Origin of the sequence: Bacteroides sp. AM16-13, from assembly GCF_003602705.1 — a bacterium.
In the GTDB taxonomy this organism is placed as follows: Bacteria; Bacteroidota; Bacteroidia; order Bacteroidales; family Bacteroidaceae; genus Bacteroides; species Bacteroides xylanisolvens.
On the sequence record NZ_QTLK01000020.1, the window covers coordinates 101,948 to 123,474 of the forward strand.

Sequence of the window (21,527 nt, forward strand, 5' to 3'; positions counted from 1 at the left end):
TCCTCCTATCAACAGCCACAAAAGTAATAAAAAAGAAGATGCTAACGAAAAACTTTATGGAAGATGCAACTTTAGATCAAGTTCTTACGTCTAACCATTATATCAATCATAGAAAAGCGTAATTATGAAAACAAGTTTATTGCTCGTATTAGTCACGGGAATGTTTCTAGTACTTACTGCCGGCTCTTGCTTGCAGGGAAAACACATCGTAGGCAGCAAGAATTACATCTCCAAAGAAGTGAAAGCCGACCACTTCAATGAAATCAAACTAGTGGGAAGTGCCAACATCAGTTATTGGCAAGACACATGCAGCCATGTCGAAATTCATGGTTCCGACAACATCATACCACTTATAGAAACGTATGTGGAGGGTAGTACATTCATTATAAAATTCAAGAAGAATGTCACTATCTGGAAAGGAAAACTGGAAATAAAAGTTTTTGCTCCGGAACTGAATAAGCTGTCGGTCAACGGTTCAGGAAATATAAGATTAATCAATGGGATACAAACCTCTAAAGATATTGAATTCCACATCAACGGTTCGGGCAACATTCAGGGAGAAGGATTCAATTGCCAAAAAATGGCCGTTTCAATTAATGGTTCGGGAGATGTAAGACTACAACAAATAGAGAGCCAGGAATGTCAGGCAAGTATTTCCGGTTCGGGCAATATCAATCTGAACGGCAAAGCCATTCAAGCGAGCTATTCTATTGCCGGATCAGGAAATATTCAAGCTGCCGATTTGCAAGCAGAAAACACAGATGCAAGCATTAGCGGCTCCGGCAACATCAGCTGCTATGCCAGTCAGAAGCTGATTGCCCGCGTCAAAGGAAGCGGTGATATTGCCTATAAAGGAGATCCTCAAGAAGTGGATGCTCCAAGAAAAAATATACGGCAGATCAAATAAAGACAGTTTAAATAAAGACAGTTTAAAAACATAAAAGGGCTACTGCATCGCGCGGTAGCCCATTTATTTAGTTAGTTTCATTATAAAAATTTGAGAGAATTGAAAACTTCACAGTTTCGCCTTCGTTGTTGTTTTAATTAAGCACACTAACTATATTATATGTTTAAAGCAAATGAAAATGTCTATTCGTTTATAACTTGCACCTTGTGGTTGATCTTCGCCAGGCTATCCGCCAGGACCTGTTCCGCTTTCACATCATTTGAGATAGCGACCGACGGTGCAGTTACTTGTTTACCAATGGTATCCGTAGCCAATACACTTCCATCATCTCCGGAGAAAGAATGTTGTGCCACATTCCCCAAAGAAAGGATGATTGCAATTACGGCAGCAGCCTTGAACAGAGGAATAAAACGACCGGTCAGTGTCAAACGTTTCGCTTTTACTACCGTAGGCTCCACCTCTGCCAGAATACGTGCATCAAAGTCTTCGCCCAGTCCTACTTCCTGCTGAACCTGCTGATAAACAAACAGATTCTTATAGCGAAGCAAATGAGCCGGAACTTCTTCCTTTGCGAAGAAGTCGCGCAATGTTGCTTCCTCCTCAACGGAAGTTTCGCATTGCCAGTATCGCTCGAGGAGCTGTTCTATATCCTTATAATCCATATTCGTCAATTTCTAAATACCTTTGTTTTACTTTTTGCCTGGCTCTGAAGAGATTCACTTTGACTTGTTCCTCTGTCAGATTCAGCAAGGTTGCAATTTTTTTATAGCTTTCACCTTCAATGTCCCTCAGTTGCATGATAAGCCGCTGTTTTTCGGGAAGTTCGTTTACCAGTTTATTAATGATGTTCATTCTTTCATCATGAATCATCTGGTCATACGGACTGTTTGCATCAGGTTCTTCCTCCATTTCGGGGGTGAGTTCCACGTTTTGAGCTTCTTTCTTTTGACTCCGGTCTATCGCCAGGTTCTTTGCCACTGTCAGGCAATAGGCTTCGACCGATTCAAATTGAGACCACTCATCACGCTTGTTCCACACTCTTATCATGGTGTCCTGAACGACATCCTCGGCTTCGGCCCTATCCAGGGTGATTCTGAGAGCCAATCGAAAGAGTTTATCCTTCAACGGCAAAATATCGTTTCGGAAGCTGATTTCTTGCATCTCTATAATAATGACGGGCTAGGATATGAAAAGTTACAGTCGCCCACTACTTTTTTTTGAATTATTTTTTTATTCTCGTTCCTCCAGAGTCATTAATCGCTGACGCTAAGGTGATTACCACTTCAGAAACTCCTGCATTTATTGCTTCAAAAGAATTTTCCAACTTAGGAATCATACCTCCTTGAATAACGCCATCGGCTACATATTGTTCAAATTCGGCACGGGTGATTTGAGGAATCACACTGTCGTCATCATTCTCGTCACGCAACACGCCTTTCTTCTCGAAACAATACACCAATGTCACATCAAACAGAGCCGACAACGCTTTCGCTGTCTCCCCGGCAATGGTATCTGCATTCGTATTCAACATATTGCCGTGACCGTCGTGCGTCAATGGAGCCATCACGGGAACAACGCCTTTATGTATCAAATCCGACAATAAAGTAGCATCCACCTGTTCCACATCTCCCACAAACCCGTAGTCTACTTCTTTCACCGGACGTTTCACCGAACGGATTACATTCATATCCGCTCCGGTCAATCCGAGTGCATTGACTCCGCGTGCTTGCAGACCTGCCACAATGTTTTTATTCACCAATCCGCCGTACACCATCGTTACGACTTTCAACGTTTCGGCATCGGTAATCCGACGACCATTTACCATTTTGCTTTCAATACCCAGTTGCGCGGCAATCTTTGTTGCCGAACGACCGCCACCATGAACCAACACTTTATGTCCGTCGATAGCGGCAAAGTCATTTAACAACTGACGAAGGGTGGCTTCCTCTTCTACGATTTTGCCACCCACCTTAATAACTGTTAGTTTTTCTCTCATTTCCTGATTTCTAATAAGTTCACCGAATGGAGAATCCGGCTCCGGCACCCTGCCGGTTATTCCAAATAAGTATATCCGTAAAGCCCCGAACGATAGTTGGAAAGGAATTCTTTTCCTTCTTCCAAGGAGATTTTTCCTTCTTTCACTGATTTCGTCACCCAAGTTTCGAGTGTACGTACCAGCTTCTTCGGATTGTACTGCACATAGTCCAACACCTCCGCTACCGTTTCTCCGTCGATAATCTGTTCGATATTATATCCTTTCTCGTTCACCGAAACATGCACGGCGTTCGTATCACCGAACAAATTATGCATATCTCCCAAAATCTCCTGATAAGCCCCCACCAGGAACACAGCCACATAATAAGGTTCTGTTTTCTTCAGTGCATGTACAGGCAGGTAATGAGCCACGTTACGGGTAGAGATAAAGTTGGCAATTTTGCCGTCCGAATCACAGGTTATATCTTGCAAGGTAGCCGAACGCTCCGGTTTTTCATCCAATCGCTGAATAGGCATGATCGGGAATATCTGGTCAATTGCCCAAGAGTCAGGAAGTGACTGAAACAGTGAGAAGTTACAGAAATATTTATCGGCAAGCAGTTTGGACAATCCACGGAATTCATCGGGCGCATGCTTCAAACCGGCGGCAATCTGATTAATCTCACGTGTAATAGACCAATACAGACGCTCGATTTGTGCGCGGGTTTTCAGATCCACGATTCCATGACTGAACAAGTCCAATGCTTCCTCCCTGATCTGCTGCGCATCGTGCCATGCTTCCAACATCTTGTTCTGATTCAGCGAATCCCAGATTCCATATAACTCCTGCACCAATTCGTGTGCATCCGGAGCAATTTCCTCCTCGTCATCCCATTCGGGTAAAGTAGCGGTTTCAAGAACTTCAAAGATGAGAACAGAATGGTGTGCCGTCAATGCACGTCCACTTTCCGTTATGATATTCGGGTGCGGGATGCCATTTTTATCGCTCACGTCTACCAGCGTAGAGATAGAGTCGTTTACATATTCCTGAATGGAATAGTTTACGCTACCTTCGCTATTGGACGAACGGGTTCCGTCATAATCCACTCCCAATCCACCGCCAATATCAACAAACTCCACCTTAAAGCCCATTGAATGGAGCTGCACGTAAAATTGTGAAGCCTCGCGCAAAGCCGTTTTGATACGACGGATCTTCGTCACCTGACTACCGATATGGAAATGAATCAGCTTCAGACAATCTTTCAAGCCTTTGCTCTCCAGAAAATCGAGCGCTTCGAGAAGCTCGCTGGAAGTCAAGCCAAACTTGCTGGCATCTCCTCCCGACTCTTCCCACTTTCCGCTACCGGAAGAAGCGAGTTTGATACGTATACCGATATTAGGCTGCACATTCAGCTGCTTTGCCATTTTTGCAATCAGCTTCAATTCGTTCATCTTCTCCACAACGAGATAGATACGTTTACCCATCTTTTGAGCAAGCAGAGCCAGTTCAATATAACTTTCGTCTTTATATCCGTTGCAAACAATCAATGAGTCAGAGTCCGTATTGACCGCAATCACCGCATGGAGTTCCGGTTTAGAACCGGCTTCCAGTCCGAGATTGAACTTCTTTCCGTGGCTGATAATTTCTTCCACCACAGGGCGCATTTGGTTGACCTTAATCGGATAAATAATAAAGTTCTGGGCTTTATAACCATACTCCTCGGCTGCCTGTTTAAAGCAGGATGACATCTTTTCAATACGGTTGTCCAAAATATCCGGGAAACGCACCAACATGGGAGATGCCACATCACGCAATTGTAACTCATCGACCAGTTCTTTCAGATCAACAGTCACTCCGTCTCTACGAGGTGTAACAACGACATGACCTTTGTCATTAATACCAAAGTACGAGGTACCCCAACCTGTGATGTTGTAGAGTTCCTCAGAATCTTCAATACGCCACTTTCTCATTTTCTGTTATTCAGTGTTTTTAGTAAATAATTGGACGGCAAAAATACGGATTAATCTACATGTTGGCAATTAATTAGACATTAATTGTTTCAAACGGTCCATATAACCACTATTTCCGTTGCGGGCGTCATAGCGAAGTGCCAGCTCTTCTGCCTGCTGATAGAAATAATTGCGAAGCTCGCTGACCTGATAAATTCCGTCCGGACGGTAAAGAGGGAATTCCTCCGGCAACGATAAGGAGACTTCCGGACGGGTCTCATACTTCAAGGCCTCTACCATATCGCAAGAGAAGCGATATTTCTTCAACGTATTCGTACGCAAACTCCAACCGATGCACCGCTCGGCATACTCCCAGCCTCTTTCCGGCTTCGTCATTATATTATAAGCAATAAACAATCCCAAGTAAAGCAAAAGATATTCATCCTTTTCTCTTCCCAGCAATGCTTCTTCGGCACGTGCACACATATCGGCGGCAACCTCCGGTTTACCAGCTTTCTGTGCATAATAAGAAAGCTTCAAGTAAGCCCGCAAATTGGCTTCATAACAGGTGACCTGTTTATTAATCAATGGCTGCGCCCGACTGTAAGCCTCATCAAACTGCCCTGTTTCCAGATAATAATCCAACATAAAATTCAGTTCGCAAGCCTCACACGACTGATCGTCTATCTTTTCATTCAGCATCTTGTCAATATATTCTTTCGCCTTGTCATACTGGCGCATCCAAATACATTCCACAGACCAGCGATGATAATAACTCCGCAAAGAATATCCATTCCGGAGAATACGGGTTTTATAATCCTCACCGATCGCTTTCACCTGTTCCATCGGAATTTCCGGCAGATCGAACGTACAAGCCCAGATCCATTTATATTTCCACAACAAATCCTCTTCTTTGATTACATCCTTGTGATTCTCGTAATCATCCAGGATTTTAGAGAACACTGTAATCTCTTCCGCATCTGCCGAAAGAAGATTCAGTTCATAGATAAGATCCAGTCTCAACTCCGTAGCCCATTCCACATCTTCGTTCTCATCAGCGATGCGGATAGCTTCTTTCAATAGATTGGCTTTTTCACGGGGATGCAGGCTGTCATTCTGTGTCTGCAACAGCAGTTTTTGTATTTCAAGTGTGTATCTCATACTCTTTTTTTAATTCAGGAAATTTATAAAATCATTCATTTTCGAAGTCATCAGTTCGCTAAGCGAACGGTTGAAAAGCTCCATTTCTTCACTGTTCACCGGATATTTACCTTGCAAAAGCGACTGTACATACAATATATGCACCACATGCTGAAACAGTTTATTGTCTCCCTGTATTTGCAATAAAGTCTGCACCATTTCGTTATCCGCATTAAAAGTGAGTGTCGGTGGAATCTGCTTGGCAGTATTCACAGCCCCCAATACAGCCGCCAACGGATTATTGGCACTTTTAGCTACATTCTCCTTTTCCTCCGCCACAAAGATTACCGGAATATCCACCGGAGTAAAATGCTTCAGACGGCAGACACAGCCAAACCGCTTCAACAACTCGTTCGCTTTCATTTCAAAAGCCTGAAACTCTTTATTCGCCTCCACTTCTCCAAACTGTTCCAGCAACCGTGAAGGAGATATTTCATCCAACGTAAGTTCCGGATTCAGACGGACATACTTTTTCAACAAAGTCTCATCAAAAGTGTAAGCAGCATTCACCACCAGCCATCCTTGTGCTCCGGCTATACGGCGCACCTGACGGAAATCTTCCAGATTCTTGGTATAGCATATCACATTGCTTGCCGAGCGAATACTTCCAAAACCACGCAGCCCCTTATTTGTTTCAAAAGGAAGGTAATCCATAAACAAACGGAGCAGTTCATTGTCTTCCGAAGCAATCGCCTTGATATGGAAGTGATGAACATCCAAGATCCGGTTGAACATGGCTCGGTCATTCTGCACCAATCCCCGCAAATAATCCTTGATAGCTATCCCGATCTCTTTCCGCGCATCCTTCAACTGGTCATTGCTCACCAAAGACTCGCGGGAAGCAGTAGACAGCAATCCGTCCGCATTCACCAGACAACGGATAAAGAAAGCCCACGGCGGCAACAGATTACAATCGTCCTCACTCAACAGCATACGTTTAAGGTAGACCTTATGGGAATTGCGTACTGAAAATTGTGTGCGGAAAGGCAAAACATAAAGCACCCCTTCTACCTTACCACTTTCAGTATAAATCCGGAAAGCATCAAGAGCAGACGACTGGAATACTTTTGCCCCATAATCCAGCAGTTCTTTGCGAGTCGCCTTCGGGTCAAGCCATACAGGTGAAGGCGTATTTACCAATTCTTCTTCCCCCTGATAATGCAGATAGATAGGATACGGCAACACTTCCCCGTAACTCACCAGTATCTTCTTAAATGTTTCATATTCAAAAAGATGCATCCAGTCTCCTTTCGGGTGCAATACTACCTGCGACCCGATAGGCCGTTCTTCATCTGATAAAGTCAGCTGATACGTCCCATCCACTTTGCCACACCAGCAAACAGGCTGTCCGCCCATTGCCGAACGACTCTCCACGGTGATTTCATTAGTCACCACAAAACAAGATAACAATCCGATACCGAACCTTCCGATAAAATCGTCCGCATCGGGAGTATCCCGTTTTGAACTCTCTCCGATAACCGTCAGAAAACGATAAACTTCCTCCTCTTTCAGTCCGATTCCATTATCCCTGAACACCACCGTTTTGTCCTCATTCAGAAAGACATCAATGCGTCCGTTGTAATTCTCATCGATATTGCGTAGTGCCGTGATAGCATCTACGCAATTCTGCAACAGTTCGCGAACAAAAGTATTCGGGTTACTATAAATATGCTCTGATAACAGAGCAATCATACCTTTAAGATTGACCTGAAACAGATTATTCCCTTCTTTTTCCATGTTCCTCTTTTACTTTCTCCTCCTTCCGGTAATTTTAAGAGCTTTCTCATTGCCATTCTCTGCGGCCTTTTCGAACCACTCCATTGCAATTTCATCGTTTTCTTCCACGCCTTTGCCCGTCAGATAGGCATTTCCAAGTTCAAATTGCGCTTTGTCGCTATTCTTTTCGGCAGCTTTCAGCAACCATTGCACCGCAGTTTCCGGATCAGGAGTACAACCTTCACCATACATCATCATCTTACCAAGATAATAAGTCGCAGCAATATTTCCATTCCCTGCCGCATCCGTAAACCATCGGTAAGCTTCGGCATAGTTCTGTTTCACGCCTACTCCGTTGTAATAGCAAAGTCCGGTACGATACATACTCGTCGTATTTCCATTATCCGCAGCCAGCGTATAATATTTAAAAGCTTCCGTTTCATTATCTTCCACTCCGATACCCATTTCATAACAGATACCCAATCCTTCGCTATACCACTCGTATTCGGCAGCTTTCTTGAAATAGGCAAAAGCCTTTTCCGATTCGTTCAGACTGTCATAATCATACAGGTAATACTCACCCATACGCAACATTGCCATTGGAATTTCGTTGGCCACAGCCTTCTCATACCATTCCATAGCCGTTTTATTGTCTTCCAGACAGGGACCGCAACCAAAGAAATAATAGTCTCCCATCTTAAACTGGGCATAACCATAGTCCTGCTCTGCAGCTTTCATCATATACTCCACAGCCTTTTGCGGATTTTCTTCCACGCCATTGCCATTTTCATAAGCCAAGCCCAGCTCTGTCAGACAACGGGACTCTTCCTTCTCCGCCCCTTTGCCGAACCATTCGAGTGCCTTATCCCAGTCTTCTGCCGTTCCGATTCCTTCTTTATAGCAGCGTCCCAGAGCAAAAATCGCATCATTATCGTCCGCTTCAGCCGCCTTTGTATACCAAGCGAACGCCTCTTCCGGTTTTGCTTCACCAATAACGCCCTTTTCCATATAAAGACCAGAACGGAACATTGCATAAGGATAACCCTGTCCGGCAGCCCTACTAATCAGTTCAAATGCCTTTTCATAGTTCTTCTCCACTCCATCGCCATTCTCATACAAGAACGCCAGTTCTACAAGAGCAAAACAAGAATCCAGTTCGGCTGCTTTTTCATAACATTCTCTTGACTTATCGGCATCTTTTACACCGCTATATCCATTAGCCAGATAAAGCGCCATCCGACAATATCCGTCGGCATTGTTCAGCGAAGCTGCCTTTTCATAATACTCAAACGCCTTCACATAATCCGGTTGTTCAGACAAGAAGCCACGCTCATACATCCAGCCTAGACGATAAGCAGCATTTCCCGAACCCAGCTCAATAGCCTTCTCCAACAATTCTTTCGCACGATTCATGTCCTCTTCCACCAAATCACCGTTGAAATAGACATTAGCCAATCCTTCAATACCTTGTATATAGTTATCTTCCACGCAACGGTTCAGACACATCAGTCCACGTTCCACGTTCTTATATTCATCATTATACAGGTAGATCAATGCTAATTCATACGCACTGTAAGATTCACAATAAAGCATCCCCTTTTCCAGCCATTCAATAGCTTTCGGCATATCCAGCCATTCTTCTTCCTGATAATTATATCCCAGGAAGTTGGCGGCAGACCACACACCTGCATGCCAGGCCTTTTCCCAAAGTTCGAAGCCCAATTCTTTCGGTTTATTCAGTTCCGGATAACGGAAATAAAGCGTAGCCAGATTTTTAAGACTATAAAGATTGGGAACTACCTCCAAAGACTTTTCGTAGTAAGCAGCTTCCTCTGCCACACTACCTTCCGCCCTATCGAGTGCGTCTCCCAGTGCTGCATATACATGAGCACGCAAACGTTCTCCTGCAGGCAGTTCGGCAAGCAGGTCATGACGCATCTGCAACGCCTTCGCTTTATCGCCTGTAAATTCTTCGACAAAAGCACGATAATGTTTTCCCCATAAAATAGCTTCGGGAGAAGTGAGAGCAGCAAAACGTCGTTCGCCCTCTTCTTTATTTTGCTCGCAATAGAATCCCATGTATCGCCAATAGGCAACAGTTGCTTCCGCTTCAGCCCAACCCATATCGGCAGCCTTTTCGTAATACGGAAACAAATAACTCATATCCCGCTTTCCATAACGAGCTTCAGAATATTGCGCACCCTTCTGTGCCCATCCCGCACCGCTAAACACAGCTACACGGTCACATACCTGTATCACCTTCTCCCACCAGAATTCATATTCTTCTGCATTGAGATCGACCTCTACGTTACAGTCAAAAGCACTGAATATCAGTTCAAAAAAATCTTCTGTCAGTTTCTCGTCTTCTTTTGTGTCCAAAGCATATTCACATACAGCCAATGCTTCCCACCAGTTTTCCGCATTTAATAATGAGGTCGGTGTATACTGTGGAAACCATACTCTTGCAGGCTGTCCGGATGCTTTAATTCTAGCAGATAACTCTCCAAATTTCTCTTTTAAAATTTTCATGATATAGACTTTACCTTAATTTTGTGTTATTAGTCAATAAAAAAATCTCATAACGAGTGCAAGGTACTAATATTGACTGAATGAACAATAAAGAGTATCAAAAAAATAAAGTCTGATATACAATTTAGGCACAGATTATAATCCGAGAAGTTGTTGCAAACGTTGCACCGATGTTTCAATCTGCCAACGGTCTTCCAATTCGTCTGCATTAAAGATATATTGTGCCTGGTGATAAAAAGGCGCGCGTTTCTCAAGCGCCTGAACGATGAACGCTTTCAGTTCGTCATCCTCTTTCCCCTGAAGAATAGGGCGTTGCTGTTTAGCCACACGCAAGCGTCTGAACAGCACATCCGGATGCACATCGAGAAAAACCGTCTTTCCGGTCCGGTTCATAAAGTCCATATTATCAAAAAAACAAGGCGCTCCACCTCCCGTCGAGATGACCACATTCTCAAACTCGGCTACTTCATGAAGCATATTCCGCTCCAGTTCCCTGAATCCTGTTTCGCCTCGTTCAGTGAATAATTCTCCAACGGTTTTGTGAAAACGCTCTTCGATATACCAGTCCAGATCAACGAACGGTATATCCATCTGCCGGGCAAATGCTTTACCCAGCGTCGTTTTTCCGGCACCCATATAGCCGGTAAGGAAGATACGAACCATAAATGACTAATTTTGTGAGCAAAATTAATCATTTAATGAAGAATGAAGAATGAAGAATGAAGAATTTTAGCCATTATGCCATCCAATTCTTCATTATTCATTCTTCATTCCCGATTTATTTAAAGATTCTCACCCGTTCTTCAAGCGGCTGAAATTCTTTTTCACCCGGTTTGCCAATAGGAAGTCCGAACGGCATTTCCGCAATCAGATGCCAATGTTCCGGCAAGTTCCATGTACGGCGCACTTCTTCATCAATCAACGGGTTATAGTGTTGCAGCGATGCTCCGAAACCTACATCCTCAAGCATCACCCAGATAGCCAGCTGGTGCATGGCAGAAGTCTGCAATGACCATCCCGGGAAGTTCTCCTGATAAGACGGGAAAGCCTCCTGAAGTCCTTTCACTACTTTTTGATCCTCAAAGAACAGTACAGTTCCGTAGCCACAGGCAAAGGAATGATCTATCTTCTCTTCTGTCTTTACAAAAGCTTCAGCCGGTACAATCTTCTTCAATGCATCTTTCACGATCTGCCACAGTTTCTTATGAGATTCTCCCAACAGGAGCACCACACGTGTAGTCTGTGAATTGAATGCTGACGGTACGTGGCGCACGGTCATATTAACGATACATTCGATCTCCTGATCGGATATAGGTGACTGATTAGTAATTGAATAGTAAGTCCGACGTTGTTTCAAAGCTTCACTAAAAGATCTTTCCATTATAGTTCCTTTCTTATTTTATATTCTTAAAACTCTCTTTTTTTTATAACAAGTATCCCCCCTAACTTGTTCAGTTAGAGAATATATTTGTACCTTCGCAGCGTCAATTCATTGACTATCTAAATTTATCGTCAGAAAAATGGCAAAACAAAAATTTTATGTCGTATGGGAAGGCGTCACACCCGGGATTTACACTTCCTGGACAGACTGCCAGCTTCAAATCAAAGGATACGAAGCTGCCAAATACAAATCATTCGATACGCGCGAAGAAGCGGAACGCGCGCTGACAATGTCTCCATACGCTTATATCGGCAAAAATGCAAAGTCTAAAGCAGGAGGTTCCAAACCTTCGTCAGATGCTTTACCCTCTTGCGTGATCGACAACAGCCTGGCAGTCGACGCAGCCTGTAGCGGCAATCCGGGACCGATGGAGTATCGTGGAGTACACATTGCCAGCCGGCAGGAAATTTTTCATTTCGGCCCGATGAAAGGCACGAATAATATCGGTGAGTTTCTAGCCATCGTACACGGGTTGGCGTTGTTGAAGAACAAAGGTTTCGACATGCCTATTTACAGCGACAGCGCCAATGCGATCAGCTGGGTACGACAGAAGAAGTGCAAAACCAAGCTCCCCCGCACTCCGGAGACGGAAGAACTGTTTTTATTGATCGAACGGGCAGAAAAATGGTTGCGGGAAAATACATATACCACTCGTATCCTGAAATGGGAAACGAAAGAATGGGGAGAAATTCCGGCCGACTTCGGCAGAAAATAAAAGAACATAAATTTCAATCATAAGAAAAGATGAAAACATTGACTTCAAACAAAGCTTTCTGGCTGTTATTAGTCATTTGCGTAGTTACTATCCTGCCTTTCCTCGGCTTGTCGGAATACCACACGAAAGGTGAGCCTCGCGAAGCTATTGTTTCCTATTCCATGCTGGATAGCGGAAACTGGATCTTACCCAGAAACAACGGAGGAGAAATGGCTTACAAACCGCCTTTCTTCCATTGGAGCATCGCTGCTGTATCAGCAGTAGTGAACGGAGGGCAAGTCACAGAAATGACCTCCCGCCTGCCGTCCGCCATCGCCTTGATTGCCATGACTCTCTGCGGCTTTCTGTTCTTTGCCAAAAGAAAAGGAGTGCAACTGGCGTTATTGGCCGCCTTTATTACCCTGACTAATTTCGAATTACACCGGGCCGGAGCCAACTGCCGGGTGGACATGGTATTGACAGCGCTCACCGTTGGCGCTCTATATTGTCTCTACAGATGGTATGAGAAGGGGCTTAAAGGTATTCCCTGGCTGGCCATTCTCCTGATGAGTTGCGGAACACTGACTAAAGGACCGGTAGGTACTATCATTCCATGCTTAGTTGTAGGCATATTCTTGTTACTCCGGGGTGTCAACTTCTTCAAGGCATTCCTGCTACTTTCCGCCTGGGCTATCCTTTCTCTCATCCTGCCTATCTGCTGGTACGTAGCTGCTTACCAACAAGGTGGAGAAGAATTCATCGCATTAGTGATGGAGGAAAACCTCGGTCGCATGACCAATACCATGAGCTATAATTCATGCGTGAACCCCTGGCACTATAATTTCGTGACCTTGTTTGCCGGATATGTTCCCTGGACACTGTTAGTCGTACTTTCCCTGTTCAGCCTGACTTACCATAAATTCAATATCCAGCCTGCCGCTTGGTGGAAACGTTTCACTGCTTGGATAAAGAATATGGATCCGGTGGATTTATTCTCTTTCACCAGTATTGTCGTCATCTTCGTTTTCTACTGCATTCCGCAGAGCAAACGCAGCGTCTATCTGATGCCTATCTATCCTTTCATTGCTTATTTCCTTGCCAAATATCTATTTTATCTGGTCAAGAAGCAATCCAAAGTCATCAAAGTATATGGAAGTATTCTTGCGGTAATCAGCCTGTTGCTGTTCACTTGCTTCATTGTATTAAAATGCGGGCTCATCCCTGAAACAATCTTCCACGGCCGTCACGCACAGGACAACATTAATTTCATGCGCGCCATACAAAATATCAGCGGTGCAGGAGCCTTGTTGCTGATTGCCGTTCCTACCGTCCTCGGTATCTACTGGTGGTTCTATCAACGGAAACATGCATTGAGCAACCGCTTCCTGTATGCCCTCGTCGTACTTACCATGGGATTATACCTTGCATTAGACGGTGCTTATCAGCCGGCAGCATTAAATTCGAAATCCGTCAAATTCGTCGCTGCAGAGATCGAAAAGATTGCGCCGGAAAGCGAAGGGACTATGTACGAATTCATTGAAGAAAGTCTGCATGCAGCAGGTGACCCTGTACATTACTTCGAGATTAACTTCTACCTGAATAACCGTCTCGAAAACTTCTACCAAAAACGTCCTGCCAAAGGTTTCTTGTTGATCGGCACCAATGACGCAGAGAAATATCTTCCTGAATTTGAGAAAGAGGGGTATCAGTTCGAACAGGTTTACGAATCTCCTAAACGAGTGCTCCGGCAAATAGCCAAAGTATACAAGTTCATTAAAAACGAACAGCCTGAAAAAACCGAAACTACTCCTATTGTTGAGTAAAAGGGACAGAATTTACCGTTTTTCCATGCTTCACAAGGAACTCTGCCGATTGGAGCATGGAAAAACTATATTCTTTTAAAGGCAAAAAGCGATCATCCATCGGAACGGCTTTCAATTTGCCATTGTCTATATGATAAGTAAATTCCTGCTGCGTCTCGTAATTATAAAGATACAATAACGTATCATTGCGTCCCACAATCATATTGTCGGCAGTATAAAACATACAAGGACGTTCTTCTTTCAGCAAATCCACTCCAAAATTATTCTGTAGATAATCAATATTCAACAGCCCCAATATCGTAGGCTGTATATCTACCTGACCTCCAAAAGTGTTTTTCTCTTCCGGATGAATACGGCTGGAGTAAATCATCAGCGGGATATGGTTATAAGATTCCGGCAGCTCACATTCGGCGTCTCCCACCAATTTGCCATGATCTCCTTCCAACACAAATATCGTATTATCAAACCAGGGCTGTTTACGTGCCTCTTCAAAAAACTTACGCAAAGCCCAATCCGCGTACTCAACAATCTGCGTCTCGGGTTCACTCGTTTTCGGATGGAAGAAAGGAGGTATCACATACGGCGGATGATTGCTGATGGACAGCAAAGTAGCAAAGAAAGGCTCTCCGGTGGCAGCCCGCTGATTCAATACCGGAATTGCATAATCATACAGGAAATCATCCTGTACTCCGAAGCTATTCACAACCTTATCAGCCGGATAATTTTCTTGTGAGAACACTTCATCATAGCCGTTTGTCCGGAAAAAAGCGTTCATATTATCATACTGCCCTTCGTGCGTCATAAAGAAAAGGTTATAATAACCGTTTTCTTTCAGGACAGTAGGCAGTCCCGAATAGCGGGGAATGACAGAGCCTTTCATGAGGTTTCGTTTCATCATCGCCGGGAAAGAATATAAGGTGGCATACAAACCATGATTCGTATGGATTCCTGCCGAATAGAAATTACGGAAGCTAATAGAACGGGTATACAGACTATCCAGGAAAGGAGTCAGCGTTTCTGATTGCCCGAAATGCTTCATCAGTTTACTGGACATGGATTCCATCATAATCAGTACAACATTGGGGCGACCTTGCTGCACACTATCTGCTTTTGAAGCATGTCTGTACACAGCCAACGGTGAGACGGCTACCTCTCCCTGACGGTTGAGCAGAGCTTGCGCCTTAGTTATGGCTTCCTGCTCATCCATCAGATGCAAGTATTTATTTTCAGGACGCATATCATCCATCACACTCGTCAACAGATTAAAAGTCGGACTTACTCCCAATTGATTCAGAAAAGCATCCTGACAGAAATATGCCGCACTCACTTTGATCGGATTATAACCTGTACGCCCCCGAATTCCAAAGATGCAGAGACCGATCAGACAAGCTCCGACCAGAACCACAACTCCTCTCTTCCAAAATGGGAACGAAGCGGAAATGGTAAGGCTACGACGATGGAAATAACGCGACAGACAGACAAGCCATACTATGAACCCGGCCAAGAAGAGCAGGAATAATCCGATGGACAAGTAATAGGCACTTTCTCCCAATATCATTCCGGCGGTAGTTCCTGCATAACCGAACCATTCGAATATAGAAGAATTGATATGCTTAAAGAAATAGGCAAAGTAGGGTATGTCCGACGCACTGATTAAATAGACCAGTCCATAAAACACACTGAAAAAGATTGTGAAGAAACGGAACAATGCTTTCCCATAGTAGTTGCAGACTCCACACACCACCGCAATTGTCAGCGGCAACAAAAGTATGTAACAACCGATCACATTATCAAACCAGACACCATGCACAAAAGCAAGCATTGAAAGGCTCTTATCCGACAAGGCTTCAGAAGTCAATTGATGATAGGATGAGATAAAAAGTACCAGGCGAAACAGTCCTGCGATCAGCAAAGCCGAAACATGTATCGTAAATATATATACAATAAGATTTAGAAAACGTTTCATAATAGCCTTTTCTTTTTATGAATTAAATGAAAGAGATTTAATAAAATTATTTTCTCCCTTTGTAGATATAAACGAAATGAAGAATTAGGAAATTGATAGGTACTACAATTATCATCACCAGTATCGGCGTCAGAAGTTCGCCTGCCCCTATCCAAAGGAAGAGATTCAATAAACCAATCTCAAGCAGATAATTAATCAGATGACTAAAGCCAAACCCAACCGCATTGCGAGACGAGGGCTTGGAACGAAAAGTAAAAAAGGTAGTCAGGAAATAATTGCAAATAAATCCGACGGCATAACCTGCCGTAAAAGAGATATTAGCGTTTGCAACCAGTAAAACCAGACAATACACTCCGTAATGAATAGCCGAGGATACAGTACCGACAACTCCGAAACGAACGAATTGCCAGAACTTATCCCGCCAGTCCGGATGCCTGTCAAATATAGCTTTACTTATCTTGGTCATCGTATAGTACTTCTTCCACATTATAGAGCGGACGACGTTTTACTTCTTTATAGATTTTCCCAATATACAACCCGACAGCTCCTATTGACATTAGAACAATTCCACCAACAAACCAGACAGACAACATCAAAGACGCCCAGCCATGCTCAGCCGTACCCGAAATTAAAGAATACAAAACATAAATTCCTATCAGTATACTGATAAAAACAAATATAATTCCCAGATAAACAATACCGTAAATCGGCTTCACCGAGAAAGAGGTTATTCCGTCCAAGGCCAGGCTGAACATCTTTCTCACTGTATATTTGGAGGTTCCGGCTGTCCGTTCCCGGATTACATCATCTACCGTAGTAGAAGGGAAACCCAGTAATGGGATAATACCACGCAAATAGACATTGCGCTCTTGATAATAAGACAACTGTTCCAGTACTCTCCTACTCAAAAAACGAAAATCCGCATGATTGTAGATTGTCTCTACTCCCATCCGGTGCTGTAATTTATAAAAAGCGGTTGCGGAAAGACGTTTCAGCATCGGATCTGCCTGGCGGGATACTTTCACCCCGTATACAACATCATATCCTTGTGTATAAGCATCGATCATCTCCTCAATCGCATTCAGGTCATCCTGCAAATCGGCATCAATGGTGATGACGGCATCGCTCCAATCTTTAGCGGTCATCATACCGGCCATGATAGCATACTGATGTCCTACGTTGCGAGCCAGGTTCATTCCTTTTATATATGGATTCGTCCGGTGCAATTGTTTAATAATGCTCCATGTACGATCTTTACTGCCATCATTCACAAAGAGCACAAAACTGTCGGCGCTGATCTTTTTTTTCGCCACCAAGTCATCAAACAAAGCTGTCAAACGGGTGGTTGACTCTTCCAACACTTCCTCCTCATTATAGCAGGGGGATACAATAGCCAATTTAATCATTTTTCGTCCGGTTTATTTAGTTCAGCCAGTTTTATCTGCGCAAACTCCGAGTAAGTCATAAAAGGGTAGCCTTTCTCTTTCAGGTTGCGGATAAGCATATCCAAACGTTCCTCCATTCCTTTGCCGGAATGGTTGCGGATGATAAAAGGCATTTTAAATTCAGGGTGTTCACCCAACGGATAGAACTCCCATGGGTGGAAATAGGTCACAAAATATCCGTCATGTTTCAACACCCGGTTTACCAGGTTTTGATAAAGCCACATCGGCAGATTATGACAAGACAACCAAAATAGCGGGAAACGAATCCATGGAGTTACAGAAGCCGGAATTTGAAGTAGTTTGCCTGTCATAAAGCAGGTACGCGGCTCTGATAAATGCATATATCTTCCGGGGATAAATGCGGGATTCAATGAGGAGTTGTACACATACCCCATTCGTTCAAGTTCCGTATCTGATACGGGAAACATACGCGGTTGGCGATAGCCTTCTATCGTTCTGCTGGTAAGACGTTCCAGAATTTCTTTTGAACGGCTGACATCAGAAGTCTGCGGTTGCCAATGGTCACATCCATGCGCAGCCACTTCATGTCCTTCGTCCATAATGCGCCGCATCACCTCCGACGCATTTTCTGCAAAATTGCTTGTACAGAAGAAAGTGGCTTTCACCTCGTTTTTTTTCAGGCAGTCCAGTATCCGGTTCGTACCATAGACTGATACTTTCATCGCTTCATCCAGCGGAAAGTCTACACCATGTTCACGAGGTACATCAAATTCTTCTGTATCAAAACTTAATAATATCATTGCATTATCAAAAAATTACAATTGCTGCATTACAGTTGTTGCATATCATGCAGGCGTTTGTAATAGCCGTTTAATTCTATAAGTTCCTCATGCTTACCACGTTCTACAATTTCTCCTTCATATAACACGCAGATTTCATCTGCATTCTTAATAGTAGAAAGACGGTGGGCAATAGCAATCGTTGTACGTGTTTTCATCAAACGTTCCAACGCTTCCTGCACGAGACGTTCTGATTCGGTATCCAATGCAGAAGTAGCCTCATCGAGAATCAGAATCGGAGGGTTCTTCAGGATGGCACGGGCGATACTGATACGCTGGCGCTGACCACCGGACAATTTACCACCACGGTCACCGATATTCATGTTATATCCTTCCGGTTTCTCCATGATGAAATCATGTGCATTGGCAATCTTTGCTGCCTCTACCACTTGTTCCATTGTCGCATTCTCCACACCAAAAGCAATGTTATTGAAGAATGTATCATTAAACAAAATAGCTTCCTGGTTTACATTACCAATCAGACTACGCAAATCAGCAATACGCACGTCGCGGATGCTCGTTCCGTCAATGGTAATATCACCTTCCTGTACATCATGGTAACGTGGCAACAAATCGACTAAGGTAGATTTACCGGAACCTGACTGTCCAACCAGTGCAATTGTTTTTCCTTTGGGAACTGTCAAATTTACATGTTTCAGTACCTCTCTCTTACCATCGTAGCTGAAAGAGATATCTTTAAATTCAATCTTGTCATTCAAACCTTTCAACGGTTTCGGATTCGGAATCTCCTTAATCTTATTCTCTGCTTTCAGGATTTTATCAACACGTTCCATAGAAGCCAAACCTTTTGGAATGTTGTATCCTGCTTTAGCAAAGTCTTTCAACGGATTGATTACACTATACAAGATAACCATATAGAAGATGAATGTAGGAGCATCGATGGTTGCATTCTGTCCCAAAATCAATGTACCACCAAACCACAGTACGGCTACAATCAGAATGGTTCCCAAAAACTCACTCATCGGATGTGCCATAGCCTGACGTATAGCAACCTTGTTTGTTGCATCCCGAAGTTCGTTACTACATTTAGTGAAGCGGTTAATCATTTTATCTTCCGCAATAAAAGCCTTGATGATGCGCAAACCTCCCAGTGTTTCTTCCAATTGCGACATCGTATCACTCCACTTTGCCTGTGCTTCCAGTGACTGGCGTTTCAGTTTTCTTCCGACCACTCCCATCAACCAACCCATTCCCGGCAATACAATAATAGTAAAAAGAGTCAACTGCCAACTAACGGTGACCAATGTCACGAAATATATAATAATCAGGATTGGACTCTTCATCAACATATCCAAAGAACTAGTAATGGAGTTTTCAACCTCTCCCACGTCACCACTCATACGGGCTATGATATCCCCCTTTCTTTCTTCAGAGAAAAAAGACATTGGCAGACGCATAACCTTAGCATATACCATAATACGAATATCACGTACCACTCCTGTACGCAATGGAATCATCACAGCTGAAGAAGCAAAGTAACAACCGGTTTTAAACAATGTCATCACCATCAGGAACAATCCCAAGAAAATAAGAGCCACAGTGGGACCATTATCCACTATCATTTGAGATATGTAATAATAGAAGTTATTCTTGGCAACATCTGCTAAATCACCACTACCCCATTCCATAAAATGGTATACTTTATCCGCTCCTTCTGTTTTAAACAGAATACTCAAAATAGGAATCAAAAAAGTAAATGAGAACACGTTGAATACAGCAGACAAAATATTCAGCAAAATAGCCCAGCCGATATACTTCTTATAAGGCGACACGAAACGTCGCATTAGTTGTAGAAATTCCTTCATTATTTACCATTAAAAAAGTTAAGACCGCAAAGATACAATAAAACTGATTAACAGGCAGTAGTTTCAGCTAATTATTAACGCGATTTATCGAAAAGCACGTTTCAACAAACGAAAAATGACTCAATAATTCTCTTTCAACCAAATACCCAAGAAACGATCATATATTTGATACACTCCCTTTTCCTGGGTCACAAAATCCTTTTCCAGTAACCCTTTCAATGCTGCCTGCACAGAACTGGCTGAAGCCAGTCTGTATTTCTTTATGAAAGCACCGGAAGTGATAGCTTTCGCTTTTCCCTCTTTAGTGATAGCAATCAGTAACTCCTTTTGCTTTTCCGGCAAACGAAAAAGAATTTCCGAATAAGTATATCTGAATGAATCAATAATCTGCCGAATAGCCTCTGACACCATTTCCACTTTACAGACTCCGTGCTCCGGGGTCATATCATAAAGTGTATTCAATACTTTTTGTATATACCATGTGACTCCTTCAAACTGTTGATAAACTGTGGTAACAGCACTTTCTTCCATTTCTTTGCCTGCACGTTTGAAATGCATACATGCAAAACGAACGTATTCTTCTAAAGGAATACTTTCCAAATGCATCATTGACACACTTTGATAAAAAGGTCTGGAAGGCGTCAAAAACATATTCCCCATCACATGTCGCTGGCTCCCGGCAAAAATGAAACGCGCATTATTACAATGCTGCACATAAGTCCGGAGAGTAGCCTCTACATTTTTCTCTGCATACCCGGTAATCTGCTGAAATTCATCAATGGCAATCAAACAAGGCTTATCCGCTTGCTCTAAATACCGGAAGATTTCATCGAGCGTAGTAGCCGGAGCTTGTATATCTCCTAATCCCAAATTCAAAGAAGGCATACCATTCACATCAAAAGAGATACTGGCCTGCAAAGATTTCACACATTCCCAAAAACCATGCAAAGCTTTCTTCCCTATAGGTTTCAGTACTTCCAAAATCTCTTTACTAAGTGCAAATACCAAGTCGCGCAATGACCGGCTGTCATATATATCAATAAAGAAAGTGTAATAGTCCTGCTTAATTTCAGGAAACTGAAAGCAATGACGGATCAGCCCCGTCTTTCCCATTCGTCGGGTAGAGACAAGAGCCAGATTATTCCCATTCATCACTTCGCGTACCAACTGTTCGCTTTCTTGCTGACGGTCACAAAAATAATCAGCAGACACATATCCACTTGTTATAAAAGGATTTCTTATCATAGCCTTCATAT

18 protein-coding genes are annotated in these 21,527 nt (G+C 43.3%); 3 read left to right on the plus strand and 15 right to left on the minus strand.

Features of this window, described 5'->3' with window-relative positions:
* Positions 1 to 124 precede the first annotated feature (124 nt).
* Positions 125 to 907, plus strand: coding sequence for a head GIN domain-containing protein (locus DW173_RS16345; RefSeq protein ID WP_120144780.1), 783 nt, complete (start codon positions 125 to 127; stop codon positions 905 to 907).
* A 182-nt stretch (positions 908 to 1,089) separates the two neighbouring features.
* On the opposite strand, the gene DW173_RS16350 is transcribed toward DW173_RS16345, so the two are convergent.
* The 9 genes from DW173_RS16350 to DW173_RS16390 all read right to left on the minus strand — a co-directional run bounded on the left by DW173_RS16350 (position 1,090) and on the right by DW173_RS16390 (position 11,657).
* On the minus strand, positions 1,090 to 1,569 hold the full coding sequence (locus DW173_RS16350) for a hypothetical protein (protein ID WP_004315419.1): 480 nt from the start codon (positions 1,567 to 1,569) through the stop codon (positions 1,090 to 1,092).
* Positions 1,559 to 2,068: an RNA polymerase sigma factor gene (locus DW173_RS16355; protein ID WP_120144781.1), complete on the minus strand. Its 510-nt coding sequence runs from the start codon at positions 2,066 to 2,068 to the stop codon at positions 1,559 to 1,561. The genes DW173_RS16350 and DW173_RS16355 overlap by 11 nt, the downstream gene beginning before the upstream one ends.
* Positions 2,069 to 2,129: 61 nt before the next feature.
* Positions 2,130 to 2,903 carry an acetylglutamate kinase gene (gene argB, locus DW173_RS16360; RefSeq protein WP_044129844.1) on the minus strand — a complete coding sequence of 258 codons (774 nt, stop codon included), beginning with the start codon at positions 2,901 to 2,903 and terminating at the stop codon, positions 2,130 to 2,132.
* Positions 2,904 to 2,959: 56 nt separating this feature from the next.
* Positions 2,960 to 4,852 carry a biosynthetic arginine decarboxylase gene (speA, locus tag DW173_RS16365; RefSeq protein WP_120144782.1) on the minus strand — a complete coding sequence of 631 codons (1,893 nt, stop codon included), beginning with the start codon at positions 4,850 to 4,852 and terminating at the stop codon, positions 2,960 to 2,962.
* Positions 4,853 to 4,921: 69 nt separating this feature from the next.
* Positions 4,922 to 5,992 carry a hypothetical protein gene (locus DW173_RS16370; protein ID WP_055236082.1) on the minus strand — a complete coding sequence of 357 codons (1,071 nt, stop codon included), beginning with the start codon at positions 5,990 to 5,992 and terminating at the stop codon, positions 4,922 to 4,924.
* 9 nt (positions 5,993 to 6,001) lie between these two features.
* Positions 6,002 to 7,768: an HSP90 family protein gene (locus DW173_RS16375; protein ID WP_117809341.1), complete on the minus strand. Its 1,767-nt coding sequence runs from the start codon at positions 7,766 to 7,768 to the stop codon at positions 6,002 to 6,004.
* 9 nt (positions 7,769 to 7,777) lie between these two features.
* On the minus strand, positions 7,778 to 10,276 hold the full coding sequence (locus DW173_RS16380; protein WP_120144783.1) for a tetratricopeptide repeat protein: 2,499 nt from the start codon (positions 10,274 to 10,276) through the stop codon (positions 7,778 to 7,780).
* Positions 10,277 to 10,411: 135 nt separating this feature from the next.
* Positions 10,412 to 10,939, minus strand: a complete 528-nt coding sequence (locus tag DW173_RS16385; RefSeq protein WP_004314493.1) for a shikimate kinase — start codon at positions 10,937 to 10,939, stop codon at positions 10,412 to 10,414.
* A 115-nt stretch (positions 10,940 to 11,054) separates the two neighbouring features.
* Positions 11,055 to 11,657 carry a nitroreductase family protein gene (locus tag DW173_RS16390; RefSeq protein WP_120144784.1) on the minus strand — a complete coding sequence of 201 codons (603 nt, stop codon included), beginning with the start codon at positions 11,655 to 11,657 and terminating at the stop codon, positions 11,055 to 11,057.
* Between the two features lie 139 nt (positions 11,658 to 11,796).
* Between DW173_RS16390 and DW173_RS16395 the strand changes: the two genes are divergently transcribed.
* Entirely contained in the window at positions 11,797 to 12,432 is a 636-nt protein-coding gene (locus DW173_RS16395) for a viroplasmin family protein (protein ID WP_120144785.1), read from the plus strand.
* 29 nt (positions 12,433 to 12,461) lie between these two features.
* Positions 12,462 to 14,234 carry an ArnT family glycosyltransferase gene (locus tag DW173_RS16400; RefSeq protein WP_120144786.1) on the plus strand — a complete coding sequence of 591 codons (1,773 nt, stop codon included), beginning with the start codon at positions 12,462 to 12,464 and terminating at the stop codon, positions 14,232 to 14,234.
* Here the strand turns inward: DW173_RS16400 and DW173_RS16405 are convergent.
* The 6 genes from DW173_RS16405 to DW173_RS16430 all read right to left on the minus strand — a co-directional run bounded on the left by DW173_RS16405 (position 14,221) and on the right by DW173_RS16430 (position 21,525).
* On the minus strand, positions 14,221 to 16,200 hold the full coding sequence (locus tag DW173_RS16405) for an LTA synthase family protein (RefSeq protein ID WP_008642717.1): 1,980 nt from the start codon (positions 16,198 to 16,200) through the stop codon (positions 14,221 to 14,223). The two genes, DW173_RS16400 and DW173_RS16405, sit on opposite strands and share 14 nt — an antisense overlap.
* Positions 16,201 to 16,246: 46 nt before the next feature.
* Positions 16,247 to 16,666 carry a GtrA family protein gene (locus tag DW173_RS16410; protein ID WP_117684825.1) on the minus strand — a complete coding sequence of 140 codons (420 nt, stop codon included), beginning with the start codon at positions 16,664 to 16,666 and terminating at the stop codon, positions 16,247 to 16,249.
* A complete protein-coding gene (locus tag DW173_RS16415) occupies positions 16,650 to 17,606 on the minus strand; it encodes a glycosyltransferase family 2 protein (protein ID WP_117684827.1) in 957 nt (318 codons plus the stop codon). Before DW173_RS16415 ends, DW173_RS16410 begins: the two co-directional genes overlap by 17 nt.
* Complete coding sequence (locus tag DW173_RS16420; RefSeq protein WP_120144787.1) at positions 17,603 to 18,406, minus strand: polysaccharide deacetylase family protein; 804 nt, start codon at positions 18,404 to 18,406, stop codon at positions 17,603 to 17,605. The genes DW173_RS16415 and DW173_RS16420 overlap by 4 nt, the downstream gene beginning before the upstream one ends.
* Positions 18,407 to 18,435: 29 nt before the next feature.
* The gene (locus DW173_RS16425) at positions 18,436 to 20,271 is read right to left on the minus strand and encodes an ABC transporter ATP-binding protein (RefSeq protein WP_120144788.1); all 1,836 of its coding nucleotides are present in this window, start codon (positions 20,269 to 20,271) and stop codon (positions 18,436 to 18,438) included.
* A gap of 120 nt (positions 20,272 to 20,391) precedes the next feature.
* The gene (locus DW173_RS16430; protein WP_120144789.1) at positions 20,392 to 21,525 is read right to left on the minus strand and encodes an AAA family ATPase; all 1,134 of its coding nucleotides are present in this window, start codon (positions 21,523 to 21,525) and stop codon (positions 20,392 to 20,394) included.
* Between the last annotated feature and the right edge of the window lie 2 nt (positions 21,526 to 21,527).